The organism is Patescibacteria group bacterium (genome assembly GCA_018830295.1).
In the GTDB taxonomy this organism is placed as follows: Bacteria; Patescibacteriota; Minisyncoccia; order Portnoybacterales; family UBA2143; genus JAHJSM01.
In genome coordinates, this window is the sequence record JAHJSM010000001.1 from 313,679 (window position 1) to 330,962 (window position 17,284).

Genomic DNA, 17,284 nt, shown 5'->3' on the forward strand with positions numbered 1-17,284 from the left:
CCGTTATTCTGTTTTGTAAAGCAAAACGAGACCGACCTTATCAAGCCCGTGAATAGCAAAATCAATGATTCTATCCTCTCGCTCGGGATAATCTTTCTTCCACTGAGCATATCCTTCTCTTAATAATCTGTGGCTATGTCTATATATCGTCATTATTCCCAAGCCATCATCCTTATAAAGTCTTTCTTGTTTTTCTTGCGGTTTTTGTAATTCTGTATTCGCTGTTTTGGTTGTGTCAAGATAAAATGTAGCCACAACAATTATACCCAATATAGCTGAAACAACCGCTGCCCCAACAAATCCATACGCTACTACTGTTTTTGCCTTCATATCCCCCTCCTTTTTCTTTTTATATTTTTATGTTAAAAATACCACTCCCAAATTAGCACGAAAACCAAAACTTGTCAATAAAATTGGGTAATGTTGGCAGGAACGCCAAAAGAAATTAAAGGTCAGACCTTTCAAAACAACATTATCGCGATTGCTTATTATTTAGTGACAAACTGATAGAAAGGTCTGACCTTGATTTCTTAATTGAATTTCTTAAAATTGACAGCAATTTATGGTTTGATATACTTGAATTGTAATGCGAAAGAAGAAGAGGAAAATTATTAGGGCTCTTTTTAGATTTGCCGTTTTTTGCGGGGTTTTTTTCGTTTTGGGAGTTGTTGGGATTTTCGCCTATTTTGCCAAAGACCTGCCCGACCCGTCTAAAATGGAGGAGCGGCAGATTGTTGAGTCAACGAAAATTTACGACCGAACGGGAGAAGTAATACTTTATGATATTCACGGAGAGGAAAAAAGAACAATTATTCCTTTCGAAGAAATTCCCCAATTCGTCAAAGACGCGACAGTTGCGATTGAAGATGATAATTTTTACCATCATTTTGGCGTTGATTGGAAAGGAATTTTGCGCGCGGCCTGGGCGAATTTAAATAAAAATAAAATCTCTCAAGGCGGTTCCACAATCACCCAGCAATTTATTAAAAACGCCTACTTGGGTGGCCCCATGGCGGAAAGAACTTATCCGCGAAAAATAAAGGAAGTTGTTTTGGCGGTGGAATTAGAAAGCAAATATACAAAAGACGAAATTTTGGGATTTTATTTAAACCAAGTCCCCTACGGCTCAAACGCTTACGGAGTTGAATCGGCGAGCCAAACATTCCTTAATAAATCAGCGCGAGATATAACGCTGGCGGAAGCGGCGATTTTAGCCGCCCTAACCCAAGCGCCCAGTTATTATTCCCCTTACGGCTCACACCCGGAAGAACTTAAAAACAGACAGGAATATGTTTTAGACCGAATGGTTAAATTCAACTATATCACCGAGGAGCAGGCGAAAATAGCAAAAGAAGAAAAAATAGAATATGTTGGGCGATTAGACCTTAAAGCGCATCATTTTGTCGCGATGGTTGAAGAATATTTAGAAGAAAAATACAGCGGAACTTATGCCGATATTAATAAGGCGGGCTTAAAGGTTCACACTACTTTAGACTGGGATCTCCAACAATTAGCCGAAGAAGTCGTCAACGAAGGAGCTCTGGAAAATGAGAAAAGATACAACGCCGATAACGCCGCTTTAGTGGCGCTTGATCCAAAAACTGGACAGGTTCTCGCTCTGGTCGGCTCAAAAAACTACGCCGAAGACCAATTTAATGTCGCCACTAGCCCTTACCGACAGCCCGGCTCTTCTTTTAAGCCGTTCGCTTACGCCGCCGCTTTCCAAAAGGGATTTAATCCTGAAAGTATTTTATTTGATCTGCCGACCAGTTTTGGCAAATTCGGACCAGGAGAAGGGACGGAATACGCGCCAAACAATTATGACTTAAAATTCAGAGGGCCGCTCACGATGAGGCAGGCGCTCGCCCAATCCATCAACCTTCCCGCCGTTAAAACACTTTACCTTGCCGGCGTCAGCGAAACGATCAACTTAGCGCAAGATATGGGAATTACGACCCTTAAAGACAGAAAGCAATATGGCTTGTCTTTGGTTTTGGGGGGCGGCGAGGTTAAACTTATAGACGAAACCGCCGCTTATGGCGTTTTCGCCGCCGAAGGGGTTAGACATCAAACAAACTTTATTCTTAAAATAGAGGACGCGGAAGGAAATATTTTAGAAGAATACAAGGACAAAGCGACAAATGTTTTAGAGCAACAAATCGCCCTTCAAATTACTGACATTCTCTCGGACGAAGCGGCGCGCGCGCCCATGTTCGGCGCCAAATCAAATCTTTATACCGCAGACCTACCAACCGCCGCCAAAACAGGCACAACCCAGGACTACACGGACGGATGGACAATCGGATACACCCCACGATTAGTCGTTGGCGTCTGGGCGGGAAACAACGATTTTACGGAAAAAATGAAAAAAGGCGCGGCCGGTCTCTATGTCGCCGCCCCGATTTGGAATGAGTTTATAACAAAAGCGCATGAGACACAAAACATAGAAGTAGAAAATTTTACGGCGCCTAAACCAATCACGAGTAGCGCGATTCCTATGCTCAACGGGGAAATCGCGTATAATAATAAAGTTAAAATTGATAAAATTTCCAAAAAATTAGCCACAAATTTAACTCCTCCTGATTTAATTGAAGAACATATTTATCAAGAAGTTCATTGCGTCCTTTATTACACCAACAAATCCGCCGAAGACCCTCAATTCCAAAATTGGGAAGGACCTGTTTTAGAATGGGCGAGAAATCAACCCTGCGCTAAAGGCGTTTGTTATAACCAAAATCCCCCGACTCAATCTGACGACATTCATACAATAGAAAACCAGCCGAAAATAAAAATCACTTCGCCCGAGCAAAACGATTTAATTAGCCAGTCGGTTTTAACTATCCAAGCCGAAGCCGAAGCGTCTTTAGGGATTAAACAAACCGACTTCTTTTTTAATAACCAATTAATCGGTTCTGACACAATTAAGCCATACTCCGTCAATTTCAACATTCTCCCCTATCTAACTAATTCCTCCACCCAAACAATCAAGGTCCGCGCCTACGACACCGTCCTCAACAGACAAGAAGACGAGATAGAGATAAAGACGGTTTTTACGCCTTGATTGGCATTATAACATAAGTATAGCTAATATCTCCAAAGGGTCTGACTACTACTGGTTTTGTGTCGGCATTTAGTCCTATAATTACTTTGTCGCTGAAAATATTATTTAACCCATCTAAGAAATAGCGGGAATTTAATATTATATCCAAACCCTTTCCTTCAATTTTCGCTTCTAATTGCGACTTGTTTTCTCCAATATCTCCGCTCTTCGCGGAAACCTCTATTATTGATTTGTCGGGCTTGATTGAAAAATTAATATTATTATTTTTCTCGCTAAACAAACTGGCGATTTTAATATTATTAATTAATTCTGCCTTATTAACCACAACCTGGGTTATAAATTTATTTGGGATAATCTGTTGATAATCTGGGTATTGACCATCTATTAACCTGGAGATAATTTGAACATCGCCTAAATCAAATAAAACCTGATTATGAGACAAAATAATATCCACATCAATATCATCTTCCCCTAAAATCCTAATCAACTCTTGAACTGTTTTTTGGGGGATAATAATAAACTGCTTGTTTAATTTTTTATCATTAATTTCAATGTTTTTTTCAGCCAAACGAAAACTATCAGTCGCGGCTAATTTAATTGAATTATTATTAAATTCCATATAAACGCCTGATATTTCTGGACGCGATTCAGAAAAAGAAACCATATCCACAACTTGCGCGAAATTATTTTTCAAAACACTTCCTTTTATTTTTATTAAAGGACTGTCGGTAATTTTAGGAATAATTGGAAAATCATCAGAACTTAAGCCATTAATAACTGACTTATAATTCTCGCATTTAACCTCTAATTGGTTATTTTTTGTTTTAAGTAATATTTTTTTATTAGGCAAGTTATTCACAAAACTGCTAATTAATTTAGCCGGCACGGTAATACTGCCCTCTTTTTCAATCTTCCCGCTTAACCAGCAATTAATCCCTATTTCTAAATTAGTTGAAGATATTTTTAGTTTATTTTTTTCGGTGGATAAAAGTATATTATTTAAAATAGGTAAAGTTAAACTTCTGCCTATAATTCTTTCGGCGATATTTAAAACCTTTTTAAAATTTTCTTGAAGACAAATTAATTGCATATTTTTTAGTTTATTTTTTTATTTAACAACTCTTATAATTATTATAATTTAATTAAATTTATAATCATTATCATTAGGACTGTGGAAAACTGGATAACTTATTTTTTTGGCTTGTTTATTATATTTATTAAGTAATTTTTATTGAATAATTTGTGGATATTATGATATTTATTATGTGGATAAAATGTTAATTATATAGCCGTTCTTTGATTAAATCTATCTCCTGTTGAAAAGACGAATTATTTTTTAATGCATTGTCTATTTTTTGGCAAGCATACATTACGGTTGTGTGGTCGCGACCGCCGACTTTTTCACCAATAAAAGGATAAGACCCGCTTAATTCTTTTCTAATTAAATACATACTAATTTGGCGTGGTTGGACTAATTCTTTTTTTCTTGAACGGTTAATTAAATCACTAATATTAATATCATAAAATTCAGCCACTGTTTTAATTATATTTTTATAATTTGTTGTTTTTTGAGGGGGGTTAATAATTTGAGAAAGTATTTTAGAAGCGCCTTCTAGTGTAGGAATAGTGTTATTTAATTGAGAATAAGCGATGACGCGGTTAAGCGCCCCTTCTAATTCTCTAATATTTCTTTGGACATTTGTGGCGATATAAGTTAAAACATCTTCGGAAATTTTAAATTCCTTCTCTTTTGTTTTGTTTTTTAAAATAGCTATTCTTGTTTCTAAATCAGGATAACTAATATCAGCGATCATTCCTCCTTCAAAACGCGAACGAAGCCGATCTTCTAATGTGGAAATCGCGCTTGGTTGTCTATCGGAAGTAATAATAATTTGCTTGTTTTTCTGATAAAGATAATTAAATGTATGAAAAAATTCTTCTTGAGTTTTTTCTTTGCCGGCGATAAACTGAATATCATCCATAATTAAAACATCTATTTTGCGATATTTATCTTTAAAACTATCCATCCCCTTTTTTCTAATAGCATTAATTAATTCGTTGGTAAATTTTTCAGAACTTAAGTATTTTACTTTTTTAGGCGGATTTTTTTTTATTAAATGATTTCCAATTGCCTGCATAAGGTGGGTTTTACCTAACCCTACTCCTCCATAGACAAAAAGGGGGTTATAGAGTGTTCCAAGATTTTTAGTAATTGCTCTACCCGCCGCTTGGGCTAATTCATTAAAAGAACCAATAACAAAATTATCAAAAGTATATTTAGGATTTAAGTTTGTTTCTTTATTAATAGAAAACTCTTGAAAATTAAGTTGGCTTCCGATTGAATCGGGAATTCGAATCGTTTCGTTTTTAGAATCGTCGTTTATCTGTTTTGCTTTGCCGATAATAAAATTAACCTCTTTAATGTCGGTTGAATTATCGCGAAGAATTTTTAAAATAAGTTTATTATACTTATTTTCCAGCCACTCTTTGGTAAATCCATTTGGCGCGCTCACAGTAATTAACCCTTCTTTTTGGGAATCAATCTTGGTGTCTCTAAACCAAGTAATAAAACTTGCTTTAGAAATATTTAATTCAACCTCGCCTAAGACGGTTTGCCAGAGTTCTTTTAAGTTCATAATGATTATAAAATAATTTAAACTTATTATAGCACAAGCAAGAAATTTATAAAATACAAAAAAAGATGATTTTGTTAATAATATGTTAATAATATGTGGAAAAGTTTATTGTTGGATTTATCTATTGTATTTGACTATGCCTGTTTGAGGTGTTATCCTAAATTAAAAAAATATGTCTATTACTTATCAACCAAAAAAGAATAAAAGAAAGAAAACAAGCGGGTTTAGAAAAAGAATGTCCACACAAATGGGCAAGAAAGTTTTGTCTAATAGAAGAGGAAAAAAGAGAAAAAAACTAACCGCGTAATTAATTCGGCGCATGTTACCCAAAGAACATAAACTAAAAAAGAAAAACGATTTTAAGGCAGTATTTAACAACGGAAGATATTGTCAGAAGAGTTTTATTAAATTAAAATTTGCGAAAAACAACCTTCAAAAAAATCGCTTTGGGTTTATTGTGGGATTAAAAGTATCTAAAAAAGCGGTGGAAAGAAACCAAATTAAACGGCGACTAGAAGAAATAACGCGGCTAATTTTTAATGAATTAAAGCAAGGGTTTGATGTTGTAGTTATGGTTGACCCCGTAATTAAAGAAAAAATATACAGCGAGATTAAAGAAGAATTAGTAGGATTATATAAAAAAGTTATATGGAAATAATAGTAAAAATATTTGATCAAGTTCTTTATCTTCCTTTATTAAACGCCTTAATTTGGATATATAACATCCTTCCTTTTCGCGATTTAGGAATAGCGATTGTTATTTTAACTATTATCATCCGCTTTATTCTCTATCCTCTTTCTAAAAAAGCCATCCAGTCGCAAAAAGCGATGGCTAAGCTGCAGCCAGACATTAAAGAGGTTCAGAAAAAATTTAAAGACAAAGAAGAGCAAGCGAAACAGATGATGCTTTTGTATAAAAAGCATAAAATTAATCCAGCGGCTGGTTGTTTGCCTATTTTAGTTCAATTCCCAGTTTTAATCGCGTTATACAGAGTTTTTTTCACAGGTCTTAATCTTGAAAACATGAATAATCTTTACGGATTTATTCAAAAACCAGAAACGCTTAACTTTATGTTTTTAGGACTAATTGACCTTTCTCAAAGAAGTATTTTTTTAGCTCTTTTGGCAGGCGGACTACAGTTTGTTCAATCAAAGATGATTATGCCGCAAAAAAGCGTTGGGCAAAAAAGTAAGGGTTCAGATATGGCTTCTATGATGGGCCAGCAAATGATGTATTTTATGCCCATCATCACTGTTTTTATCGCTTGGAGATTGCCAGCCGCCCTTCCTCTTTATTGGGTAGTGATTACTCTTTTCGGAATTATCCAACAACATTTTACAAAAACATGACAAACACAAACAATATTATCAAAGAAACAGTGGAGGAATTGTTGAGAAAAATGAGTTTTGAGGGCGAGGTTGATATTGATTCTTTTAATAAGGATGATGTTTTAGCGAACATTCAAACCAAACAAGCGGGATATTTAATCGGGCAGTCGGGGGCCAATTTGGATGCTTTGCAATTTTTAGCGAGGATTGTCGTAAACAAGAGAAACGAAGAGCCAATTCATTTTATTTTAGATGTTAATTCTTATCGCAAAAGCAGAATAGAATCATTAAGGGATTTGGCTAATAATATCGCCCAAAAAACATTATCAGACCAGGTGTCGGTCACTCTCCGCCCAATGCCCGCTTACGAGAGAAGGATTATTCATTTGGTTCTGGCTGAAAATTTGGATATTAGCACGGAAAGCGTTGGCGAAGGCGCGGAAAGAAGAATTGTTGTAAAACCCGCGAATTATTAAGAACATAGAACATATGCTTATTAACGCTAAAAAAATTATTGGAAATAAAGTTTTTAGCCAAAACGGTTCTTCTTTGGGCAGAGTTACTGATTTTCAAGTGGATGTCTCCGGACAGAATATTGTTAAATATTTCGTTTCAGGGGACTTTTTTAATTTAATCAAAGAGCCGTTAATTATCGACGCTAGTCAAATTATTGAGATCAAAAAAGACAGAATTATAGTTGAAGACGCGGCTATTCCAGAGAAAGAAAAAGCGCCTTCTGTGGTTGAGTATGCTAAGTAGAAAAATAGCTTACAACACGATTATTTCGGCGGGGGCTAGGATTATTGGACTAGCTCTTTCTTTAATAACGGTTGGTTTAATTGCTCGTTATTTAGGACAAGTTCAGTTTGGCTATTACGCGACCATTTTGGCTTTCCTTTATTTTTTTAATGTTTTGGCGGATTTAGGGCTTTATTCGGTTTGTTTGAGGGATATTTCTAGAATTGGAGCAGATGAGAAGAAAATAGTCAGCAACGCTTTTTCGTTGCGATTTTTTGCCGGCTTGTTTTTTTTAGGACTTGCTCCTGTGGTTGTTTATTTTTTTCCTTATCCTGAACAGGTTAAAATTGGGGTTTTAATCGGGGCAATTGGTTTCTGGGCTCTTTCAAATCAACAGGTTTTAGTGGGTGTTTTCCAAAAACATTTAAAAATGGATCGGATTATCGCGGGTGAATTGCTTGGGCGGCTGACACAGTTGGGGTTGGTCGTTTTTTTTATTTGGCGCGATTTTGGCTTTTTGCCGATTGTCGCCGCTTTTGTAGGCGGGGCTTTAATTAATTTTATTTTGGTCTTTCTTTTTACTCGCGAATTTATTCCCGTTTCCTTTCAGTTTGATTTTATTTTTTGGAAAAAAATACTAAAAGAATCTCTGCCCTTAGCCTTGGCGATTGTTTTTACTGTAATTTATTTTAAACTGGACACAATCATGCTTTCTTTAATGAAGTCGCCTGTTGATGTCGGTATTTACAATCTTTCTTATAAACTTTTGGAAAGTTTGCTCTTTTTTCCGGCGATGTTTGTCGGGTTGATTATGCCCTTGATGTCCAGATACGCCATTTTTAAAAAAGATAAATTTAAAAAAATCACCCAAAAAACGCTTGATATCCTGCTAATTTTCATTTTTCCCATGATGGCGGGCATCTTTTTTCTTTCTTCTAAAATAGTTGTTCTAATTGGCGGCGATGATTTTATTTTGTCTGGCGGCGTCTTAAATGTTTTAATTATCGCCGCAGGTGTAATTTTTTTGGGAGTTCTTTTTTCCAATATAATTATTTCCTTAAAAAAACAAAAGGCGTTAACAGTTATTTATGGGTTCGGAGCAATTTTTAATTTGGCGGCCAACTTTATCTTTATCCCTAAATATTCTTATTATGGGGCGGCGTGGACGACTGTTTTAACGGAATTAATTGTTACGGCGATGATGATTTTTATTGTTTATAAATCGTTAAATTATCTACATTCTTTCAAAATTATTTTTAAATGCGCGGCGGCCGTTCTAATCATGATTTTGCCGCTCTATTTTTTAAGCGATTGGCATTTGTTTATTTTGGCTCCTCTCTCGGCCTTGATTTATTTCGTATGTCTTTGGCTTTTTAAAGGCGTCTCTTCGGAGGAAATAATGTTTTTAATCAAAAAAGATGCATAATTGGTTTCTCTTGCTAATCTTATACCTCCCCTTTCAGGTCGCCCTCAATCCGGCGCGCGGTTTTGATTTGTCTTCTTTGAGGGTTTTAATTGTTCTCTTTTTTCTTTTTTGGCTAGCGAAAAATTATAAAAAAATTTTTGAAACTATTCGCGAGGGAGTTTATCTTAAAAACATCCAAAGCGCGGGCTTAATTCTTTTTTTTGTCGCTGCTTTTCTGTCGCTAATTGGAGCGGAAAATGTTTTTTGGGGGTTGAGAAAAATTGTATTTTTTATGTCCGTCTTCCCGCTCTATTTTTTAACGCTTGCTTTGGTTAATAATTTAGAAAAAATTAAAAAAATAATTTTAATTTTAGTCGGAGGCGGCGCTGTTTTCGCGCTTGTCGGTTTGCTTCAGTTTCTATCTGTTTTCGTTTTTGGATTAGAAGGGGTCTATAATTTTTGGGCATGGAATGTTGTTCCAGTTTTTTCAGGGTTTAACTTTGGCGCGATGCTTTTATCTTACCCAAGCTGGCTGGTTAATGTGAACGGCGAGACCATTATGAGGGCATTTTCTTTATTTTCTGACCCTCATATGTTTTCTTTTTATGTAGGAATGCTTGCGCCACTGGCGGCGGTTTATTTTAATAGTTATATATTTTTCTTTTTAATGTTTGTTGGCTTACTTCTGTCTTTCGCGAGGGGCGCTTATTTGGCGATTATTGCGGCTTTTCTTTTTATGGGCGTTCTTTTTTGGTTTTTCGCTAAAAACAAAAAAGCGGCGGTCGCGCTTTGCTCGCTGATTTTGGTTTTTATTATTCCAATCACTCCAATTTCGGATAGATTTTATTCTTCCTTTGACGCAGATGAAGGTTCAAACTCTGGCAGGTTGGAAATGTGGCGACAATCAGGGCAAACGGGTCTTCAATATTTTTGGAGCGGGGTTGGATTGGGGAATTATTCTTCTGTTGTTGACTCGGGTTTTGGGTACAGAAATCCAATTACGGCGCACAATCTTTACTTAGACATCTTCTCGGAAATTGGGTTTCTGGGCTTGTTTTTTTGGCTTTTTTTACTCTTAGGAACTATTTGGCAGTTGTTTCAAAAGCTTAAAAAATCAGATAATACAAAAGAAAAGTACATTATTATCGGTCTGCTTGGTTCTCTTTCTTATTTTTTAGTCCATAGTTTTTTTGAAACGCCCGTCTATAACCCTTCGGTTTTATCTCTTTTAATGGTCATTCTGGGAATTTCCAGCGCGATCATAATAGCGCCCAATAAACAACATTAAATGTTAGTTTTATCTTTTCAAAAAATTATTAACTTTGGGATTTACTTGGTTGTTTTTTTAATTCCAACATACATTTTTTCTTTCAAAATTTGGCTTATTCCGACTAATCTTTTAGAAGCTCTTGTTAGTGTTTTGTTCCTCGCTTGGTTTATTGGAAATTTTAACAAAATACCTGAAATATCGCGCAGTATGTTTAAAAGTTCATTTTTCCCGCCGATTTTACTTATCTTTTTAGGCGCGAGCATCTCAACTATTTTTTCGGATGATATTATCACAAGCGCTGGGATATGGAAGAGTTGGTTTATTGTTCCTTTGCTGTTTTTTGTTGTCGTTTTAAACGCGATTAAAAATGGGAAACAGGTTCAAAAAATTATTTCATCCCTGTTCTTTTCTGGTTTTTGGGTCTCTTTAATCGCTCTTTTTTATTTTTTCAGTCATAATCTGACTTATGATGGCCGATTGAAAGCATTTTACGAATCCCCCAACCACTTGGCGATGTATTTATCGCCTATTTTGATTTTATCTCTTTATTTATATTTTGTTTTTGATAAAAAAATTATTAAATTTTTCTTGTTTGCCGCTCACTGTTCATTACTTGTTGTTTTGTATTTAACTTATTCTTATGGCGCGTGGATTGGACTGATCGCTTCTTTGTTTTTTCTTTTAGCGACGATAAAAAAACAGAAAAAGATTTTTTATTTAATAGGGATTATGTTTCTGATTGTCGCTTCTTTTTTCGCTTTTCAAATTAATAGCCAAAAATTTCAGGGAATGATTGATTTTTCTTATCCCTCTTTGTCTTCTCGTTTCGTAATCTGGCAAAGCGCTTGGGAGATAATAAAAGACCATCCCTTTAATGGGATTGGTCCCGGACTATTTCAAGAATATTATTTGAAATACCAAGTAACCCTTGAACCCTATCTTGAATGGGCCGTTCCTCAGCCCCACAACCTCTTTCTGGCGTTCTGGCTCCAAACAGGGTTACTCGGCCTGCTCGGATTTATTTGGCTCTTATTTAGGTTCTTTAGAATAAAAATAAACTCATTAGCCATTATTTTAATGGCGACGATGATTTGTGTTCTAATTCACGGATTAGTTGACACAACTTACTGGAAAAATGACTTGGCGGTTGTTTTTTGGCTGATTATAGCTCTAAACTACAAAGCAATCCGTCTCTCTTATTAATAAAGAAAAGATAATCTTCTTGCGGAGATAGAATTACCTTTTGAGCGTCATAACTATTTTCTAGATTGTCTTCTCCTTCAAAAATTTTAATTGCTTCTTCTGTGTCTGAATCAATTCTCCAAAAATCGTCAGAGAAAAGAATTTTGTTTTTGTAGTAATCATCAGGCAAAACAGCTGAAGACGATATTTTTTTTGGAATGGCGCAAAAAATATTTCGGTTATCTTGGCTCCAAGCGCACTTTTCGGGCAATGAAATAAAACTTAATTCTTTAATGGTTTGTTTATCCCAATCCATTATTTTTAATTTTAAGTTCTTGCCATCGCTGTTTGTCTCCGAAAAAAGTATTTTATTGCTATTGGGCGACCAAAGAACAGACATCCCGTATGCCTCGCCCAATATTTTTTCAATATTGTTGTTGGGCAAGTTAATCGCGTAAACAATGCTTTTAGCTAAGCCACTGGGCCTGGTTCTAATTGAGATTTTGTTTCGACTCGGCCATTCTATAATTAGGTTTTTCATTCTCGTTGAAAAAACATTAACCCATTCGGAACCGTCGGGGTTGGATATGCTAATATTATTATCTTCGTTTTGGGAGTTATAGTATTGGTAAGCGATTTTATCCTCATCGGGTGACCAGGCAATCCAGCGGACTTGCGTCGCAAGAGGAGTGGTTATCTTTGTGGAGTAGTCGTAAAGATATTTTTTTGGCAATCCTCTTTCATCAAAAATGGCGATTACTTTATCTTTACTTGGCGACCAAAGAATTTCCAAAAGGTCCGTCAGAATATTTGACGAAACGCGCGTTTGATTTGAGCCGTCAAAATCGGATTCAAAAACATTGCCATTATTGGATGAATAATATTTAATTTTTTGTCCGTCAACAGCCGCTCCCATTGCTGGTTCTTGAGAGATGGTCTTTATTTTATCGCTCCAATAGGACTGCGTTGCTTGTTCTGCTGCTCCATCAGATGGCTCCATTTCTTCTTTGAAGAAATAATTATAAATAAGCAAAAGAGTTGCCGACAAAACGAGCAAAACAATTAAAACTACGAGTATTTTTTTGAGAGGCATAATTTTGTGATTATAGTGTTATTGACCAATTGACTAAATTTGGATTGATTTTGCTTAAAATTAAATAAGCGGCGAGAATTAAAACTAATCCAGAAAGCGCTCCCCAAATGTATTCTTTGGATTTCTCTTTTGTTGTCACGACATCAGAAAGCATATAGGAAAAACCTCCAATAACCAGCCCGCCCAAAGCGGCGACAATGACAAAACCTATTCCAAATGTGTAAAGATATCCGATATATTCAGGAAATGTGACTTCCTTGCCAGAGACCACATTAGGCAAAGCAATTTCTATTTTGTAGCCAGCTGAAGCGAAATCGGCGGCAAACAACAAGTAATAAGTGATGACAAATAAAATTTTATAAAGATTTTTTTTCATGGTTTAAAATTTATTTCCGCGGTTAGGCGGGCTTTTTGAAGCGGATTGTTTTTGTTTTCCGCTTTGACGACTAAATTTCTCGTAAAAGAATTCACCAATTGTCCAATTTCAAGAGTAAGAATGTCAGGACTTTTCTCGTCTGTCAGAACGGCTTTTTCTTCGCCAAGTTCCCATTGGTAATTTAATTCCTCAATATTTTTAATGTTAAAAAAATATGGCTGAACGGAAAAAACAATTTTTTTATTAGAAGAGACCTGGTATTTTGGCGTAATTCCAAAATATCCGTTAAAAAGAGAGTTTGTTTTTAGAATAATTTCTGGCTCTTGCGGTTTAATCACTAAATAATAAGGTTGTCCTATAGTCGCTCCTTCTTGGTTTTTAATTTCTAATTTAATAGATTTTTTAGCGGAACTTCCTCCCATATTAAACCTAAAAATTTGTTTTCCCTCTCCTGAATTTTCGTTTTGAATACGGTCATCCAAAAACCAATTATAAACTAATTCTTGGGGATTAACTTCTTGAGAAAAAATATTAGCGACTACCTCCACGGAGCTTTCTCTGTCAGGAAGGGCTTTCCCTGTATAAGTGGGGTGAGTATATGTATTGGTTGACCAAGTAAGAACAACTTCTATATCTGAAGACTGTCCTTGAATTAAAGCAATAGGCAAAAGAAAAAAGACAAGAACTAATAAAAAATATAAATTTTTTTTAAAAATAATCATTTTTTTTGTTCAAAATACATACTTACCACAAAAATAGTCCAAGTTGGGGAAATATCGCCCACGATAGGAATAAGTTCAATTAGGAATGTTCCGCTAAATTTTCCGGCAGGAAACTTATGAAGGCGAAAATAGCACCAAAAACCAAGGATAAAAGCGGTCATCGTGTCAATCATTCTAAAAAAGAGCAAGTCCAATCCAAACCAATCGCAAAAATCATTCGCGAAAGCGATTAAGCCGATAATCGCGAACTCGGCGTCAGTAATGTTGCTAGAGGGCGCTTTTATTTTTTTCATTTTCTTTTTCTCTTTCTTCTTCTTCTCTTGCTAATTCTTCTTTTGCTTTTTCGATTTCCAATAATTGCGCTGGGTCGGATGTGATAATTTGGTCTTCTGTGTAAGAAGCGACTATTTGGATTGCGACATGTTTTGCTCCAACAAAGAAAATCCCCTCCCCGACAGCGCTTTCCAAAAGCATATATTTTTCTTGATTAGTTAAATTGAATGTTTCTTTAATAAGGTCTATTGAGGCGGGCGATTGTTTTAATAAAAGTTGGATAGATGAGTTCGTGACGATCGGCTTGCCATATTTGGATTGTATAAAATCGGCTACATCTTGTGTGATTGTGGTTAGTCCGAGATAATATTTGCGGCATCGCTTGGCAATTCCATAGAGAAAAGAAGCAGCGTCTTCGTGTTGCATCATCACCCACGCTTCGTCAACAACCATCATCCTCTTCTTTCTTTTTGTGCGGATAATGTTCCAAATATATCGCAAAATAATATACATTGCCAAAGGTCTTAATTCTTCTTCCATATCTCTAATACTAAAAACAACCAATTCTTTGTCTAATCTAACATTGGTTGGTTGATTAAAAAATCCCGCGTAACTTCCACTGACAAATTTTTCTAAGCGAACGACTAAACTTTCAGCTCCGGTCATTCCCTTTAAGATAGCTTGAAAATCTTGCATGAGCGGAGGAGCAATCGCGCTAAAATCGGAATCTACTGTAATATCTCTGGCGGCGTATGTCTCAGTCAACGCCTTATCTACAATCGCATCCTCTTCCGGTGTCAGTCCACCGAGCATAATTCTTATTAATCCAACCAAACTAATAATATTATTTCTTAAAATATCAGATGGCTTTTCGTCTGGTCCCGGAACGGGCAGGTCAAATGGATTAAGATAATGCCTAGAAGAAAGAGAAATATTAATAAATGTTCCATCAACCGTTTCAGCCAAATATTTATACTCTTTTTCCGGGTCAACAACAATAACATCGGTTTCTTGCATTAACGAACGCAATATCTCCAACTTTACGGAATAGCTTTTGCCAGATCCGCTTTTTGCGAATACGACCATATTCGCGTTTTCTAAACTGAAGCGGTCAAACAAGATTAAGGAATTGTTATGGCGGTTGATGCCGTAAAGAATTCCTTTACTATCGCTTAAATCAGATGAAACAAAGGGAAATGTGGAAGAAAGAGGGCTGGTGTTAAAGTTATTATGGACAAGCAATTTGTCTTCTTGTAGAGGAAGCGTTGAAACAAATCCTTGTTCTTGCTGAAAAACGGCTGGTTTGGCGTGGACCATCTGATTTTCCAAAAGCGCTCGGATTTTATTTTCAGCGCTATCAAGGTCTTTTGGAGAGTCGGCAAAGAAAGTGATATAAATCCCTAACTTAAATAAGCGTTCGTTCCCTTCTTGAAGTTTATCTCTAATATTTTCAACATTTCTTAGCGCTGACTCTAAAGCGGGATCGCGAACCTTCCCCTTTCCTTGCTGGAATGATATTTGAGATTGAATTTGCGCTGTTTTTTTTGTTAATTGTTTTAAGACGGCGCTTGTCTCAACTGGATGGATAAAGAGAGCGATGTTCATCTCTTGGTCAAGCGTGATGACAGGAGATAGCCAATTAGACACTATCGTTTGAGGGAAAGAGAAAACAAAAATTGTTCGCGCGTATTTTTCGCCGATTTGTAAATAATTAGAGTCAATCATCATTCCCGCAGGAGCGATTAAATCAATCGTTTCAGTCGGTTCTCCTGGGAGCAAGTCCTCCGATTTTGTTTCTTTTGTTTTTTTGAATAGGTTCATTGGTTTCTCATATCTTTAGATTTTTTAATTTCAGCGTCTTCTTTGGCGCTGGGGTTATACAGTTTATAAAAAAGTTCAATTAATTCGTCGGTTTTTAAGGGAATCGCTTTAACTCCCGCGCCGCGCAGACCAGAGACAACAAACTCTACTCTTTGCCAAAGGTCGTTTTTAATTTCTTGAAATTTTTGCTCTTTAGCGGAATGGTTTTGTTTACTTGAAAAAACATCAAAAAAGCTGGATTTTTTGACAATAGAAGGGCTATACGGAACAACCACATAAAACGATTCAGTCATAATATTGGTTAATTCGGTCAAGCCCTTAACAAAATCAATGTATTCGTAAGATTGCATTTTTAAAAGTTGATTTTCTTGCTTTATTTGTTTTTGTTCCAAACTTTCAAGATATGGTTTAATGTTAAATCTTCGCGAAGCGGCGACAATTTGGATTGAGAAATCAAGCGAGTTAAGAAAGTTTTGGTATTGAAAAATAATCGCGTCCTGTTCGTCAACAGACCTTAAAGCGAAATTTAAACTTGTTGTCATTAAAACAGCGCGCATCCCGCCATTTTTAAGAAAAATAACATCATCTCTAATTTCTTTAATCTCTATATGTTTTTGAATAGAAGCGGCGTTTATTTTTTCCATAAATATAATTTTGGTTTGACTGAATAAGTAATGAATGAATTCAGAAAATTAACAAAAGGTCGTCCATTTACTTTGTAAAAAGCGAGAGACAACGCGAGAGCAATAACCGGAGCGGCAACAATAATAAACGCTCCCAAAGTTAAAACACTCCAAAGAAAAGCGACTGCCATTGCCCCTCCTCCCAAATATAAAAATTGCTTCAATGTCAGAGGGCCTATGATTTTATCTTCAATGTCAATTAATTGTGGAACTTGAAATTGCATGAATTATGAATTATGGGTTGCTTTTAAATTAACAATATTGCCTTCTAGCTTGGGTTCTATTGTTCTATTTGGCGCGTTTTGCTCCTCTTCTCTTGGCCATCGCGCGATATTATGAATTTTTTTAAGTTCTTCTTTAACGGGCAGAAAGACCGATTGATTAACATCGCGCGCGACTTGGCGAGCTGTTTCTTCATTTAATCCGCATTTGTCACGAATTTCTTTTACAAATTCAGTAATATTTGTCTCGCCCAAAAGAACCATCCCGACAATGTAAGAAAAGTCCCAAAGTTGGTTTTTGCTTAATTTGTTTTTTTCAGCCACCGCTCTTATTTTATCAGCTGTTTCCACAGAGGGAATTGTTTCTCTTAATTTTTGCGGAAGTTGAAGAAATTTTAAGTACCTTTTTTTTAATAAAGGATCTGGAATATCTTTTAACGCTTCCATTTGCGTTTGGTTAAGCATAAGTTAAAA

20 protein-coding genes are annotated in these 17,284 nt (G+C 35.8%); 9 read left to right on the top strand and 11 right to left on the bottom strand.

What is annotated here, in order from left to right; genetic code table 11:
* Positions 1 to 3: 3 nt before the first annotated feature.
* Positions 4 to 330: a hypothetical protein gene (locus tag KKF19_01680; protein ID MBU2579654.1), complete on the bottom strand. Its 327-nt coding sequence runs from the start codon at positions 328 to 330 to the stop codon at positions 4 to 6.
* A gap of 256 nt (positions 331 to 586) precedes the next feature.
* Between KKF19_01680 and KKF19_01685 the strand changes: the two genes are divergently transcribed.
* Positions 587 to 3,061 carry a PBP1A family penicillin-binding protein gene (locus KKF19_01685; protein MBU2579655.1) on the top strand — a complete coding sequence of 825 codons (2,475 nt, stop codon included), beginning with the start codon at positions 587 to 589 and terminating at the stop codon, positions 3,059 to 3,061.
* On the opposite strand, the gene dnaN is transcribed toward KKF19_01685, so the two are convergent.
* The gene (gene dnaN, locus KKF19_01690; protein ID MBU2579656.1) at positions 3,051 to 4,151 is read right to left on the bottom strand and encodes a DNA polymerase III subunit beta; all 1,101 of its coding nucleotides are present in this window, start codon (positions 4,149 to 4,151) and stop codon (positions 3,051 to 3,053) included. The two genes, KKF19_01685 and dnaN, sit on opposite strands and share 11 nt — an antisense overlap.
* 187 nt (positions 4,152 to 4,338) lie before the next feature.
* Positions 4,339 to 5,700 (bottom strand): chromosomal replication initiator protein DnaA, encoded by a 1,362-nt coding sequence (gene dnaA / locus KKF19_01695; protein MBU2579657.1) that lies wholly within the window; start codon positions 5,698 to 5,700, stop codon positions 4,339 to 4,341.
* 169 nt (positions 5,701 to 5,869) lie between these two features.
* Between dnaA and rpmH the strand changes: the two genes are divergently transcribed.
* Genes rpmH through KKF19_01735 form a run of 8 tightly spaced genes read left to right on the top strand, consistent with a single transcriptional unit; the run spans position 5,870 to position 11,642 of the window.
* Positions 5,870 to 6,004, top strand: a complete 135-nt coding sequence (gene rpmH, locus KKF19_01700; protein MBU2579658.1) for a 50S ribosomal protein L34 — start codon at positions 5,870 to 5,872, stop codon at positions 6,002 to 6,004.
* 12 nt (positions 6,005 to 6,016) lie between these two features.
* A complete protein-coding gene (gene rnpA, locus KKF19_01705; GenBank protein MBU2579659.1) occupies positions 6,017 to 6,355 on the top strand; it encodes a ribonuclease P protein component in 339 nt (112 codons plus the stop codon).
* Positions 6,346 to 7,047 (top strand): YidC/Oxa1 family membrane protein insertase, encoded by a 702-nt coding sequence (locus KKF19_01710; protein MBU2579660.1) that lies wholly within the window; start codon positions 6,346 to 6,348, stop codon positions 7,045 to 7,047. Before rnpA ends, KKF19_01710 begins: the two co-directional genes overlap by 10 nt.
* Positions 7,044 to 7,502: a KH domain-containing protein gene (locus KKF19_01715; protein ID MBU2579661.1), complete on the top strand. Its 459-nt coding sequence runs from the start codon at positions 7,044 to 7,046 to the stop codon at positions 7,500 to 7,502. The genes KKF19_01710 and KKF19_01715 overlap by 4 nt, the downstream gene beginning before the upstream one ends.
* Before the next feature lie 13 nt (positions 7,503 to 7,515).
* A complete protein-coding gene (locus tag KKF19_01720) occupies positions 7,516 to 7,785 on the top strand; it encodes a PRC-barrel domain-containing protein (GenBank protein ID MBU2579662.1) in 270 nt (89 codons plus the stop codon).
* Complete coding sequence (locus tag KKF19_01725; protein MBU2579663.1) at positions 7,775 to 9,190, top strand: flippase; 1,416 nt, start codon at positions 7,775 to 7,777, stop codon at positions 9,188 to 9,190. The genes KKF19_01720 and KKF19_01725 overlap by 11 nt, the downstream gene beginning before the upstream one ends.
* Positions 9,183 to 10,457 (top strand): O-antigen ligase family protein, encoded by a 1,275-nt coding sequence (locus KKF19_01730; GenBank protein ID MBU2579664.1) that lies wholly within the window; start codon positions 9,183 to 9,185, stop codon positions 10,455 to 10,457. The genes KKF19_01725 and KKF19_01730 overlap by 8 nt, the downstream gene beginning before the upstream one ends.
* Complete coding sequence (locus KKF19_01735) at positions 10,458 to 11,642, top strand: O-antigen ligase family protein (protein ID MBU2579665.1); 1,185 nt, start codon at positions 10,458 to 10,460, stop codon at positions 11,640 to 11,642.
* Here the strand turns inward: KKF19_01735 and KKF19_01740 are convergent.
* Genes KKF19_01740 through KKF19_01775 form a run of 8 tightly spaced genes read right to left on the bottom strand, consistent with a single transcriptional unit; the run spans position 11,602 to position 17,275 of the window.
* On the bottom strand, positions 11,602 to 12,714 hold the full coding sequence (locus KKF19_01740) for a hypothetical protein (GenBank protein ID MBU2579666.1): 1,113 nt from the start codon (positions 12,712 to 12,714) through the stop codon (positions 11,602 to 11,604). The genes KKF19_01735 and KKF19_01740 overlap by 41 nt on opposite strands.
* Positions 12,715 to 12,724: 10 nt before the next feature.
* Positions 12,725 to 13,090, bottom strand: coding sequence for a hypothetical protein (locus KKF19_01745; protein MBU2579667.1), 366 nt, complete (start codon positions 13,088 to 13,090; stop codon positions 12,725 to 12,727).
* Positions 13,087 to 13,812 (bottom strand): hypothetical protein, encoded by a 726-nt coding sequence (locus KKF19_01750; GenBank protein MBU2579668.1) that lies wholly within the window; start codon positions 13,810 to 13,812, stop codon positions 13,087 to 13,089. Before KKF19_01750 ends, KKF19_01745 begins: the two co-directional genes overlap by 4 nt.
* On the bottom strand, positions 13,809 to 14,105 hold the full coding sequence (locus KKF19_01755) for a hypothetical protein (protein MBU2579669.1): 297 nt from the start codon (positions 14,103 to 14,105) through the stop codon (positions 13,809 to 13,811). Before KKF19_01755 ends, KKF19_01750 begins: the two co-directional genes overlap by 4 nt.
* Positions 14,080 to 15,906 carry an ATP-binding protein gene (locus KKF19_01760; GenBank protein MBU2579670.1) on the bottom strand — a complete coding sequence of 609 codons (1,827 nt, stop codon included), beginning with the start codon at positions 15,904 to 15,906 and terminating at the stop codon, positions 14,080 to 14,082. The genes KKF19_01755 and KKF19_01760 overlap by 26 nt, the downstream gene beginning before the upstream one ends.
* On the bottom strand, positions 15,903 to 16,550 hold the full coding sequence (locus KKF19_01765) for a hypothetical protein (GenBank protein MBU2579671.1): 648 nt from the start codon (positions 16,548 to 16,550) through the stop codon (positions 15,903 to 15,905). Before KKF19_01765 ends, KKF19_01760 begins: the two co-directional genes overlap by 4 nt.
* Positions 16,538 to 16,813 (bottom strand): PrgI family protein, encoded by a 276-nt coding sequence (locus tag KKF19_01770; GenBank protein MBU2579672.1) that lies wholly within the window; start codon positions 16,811 to 16,813, stop codon positions 16,538 to 16,540. Before KKF19_01770 ends, KKF19_01765 begins: the two co-directional genes overlap by 13 nt.
* A 3-nt stretch (positions 16,814 to 16,816) precedes the next feature.
* Positions 16,817 to 17,275 carry a hypothetical protein gene (locus KKF19_01775; protein MBU2579673.1) on the bottom strand — a complete coding sequence of 153 codons (459 nt, stop codon included), beginning with the start codon at positions 17,273 to 17,275 and terminating at the stop codon, positions 16,817 to 16,819.
* Between the last annotated feature and the right edge of the window lie 9 nt (positions 17,276 to 17,284).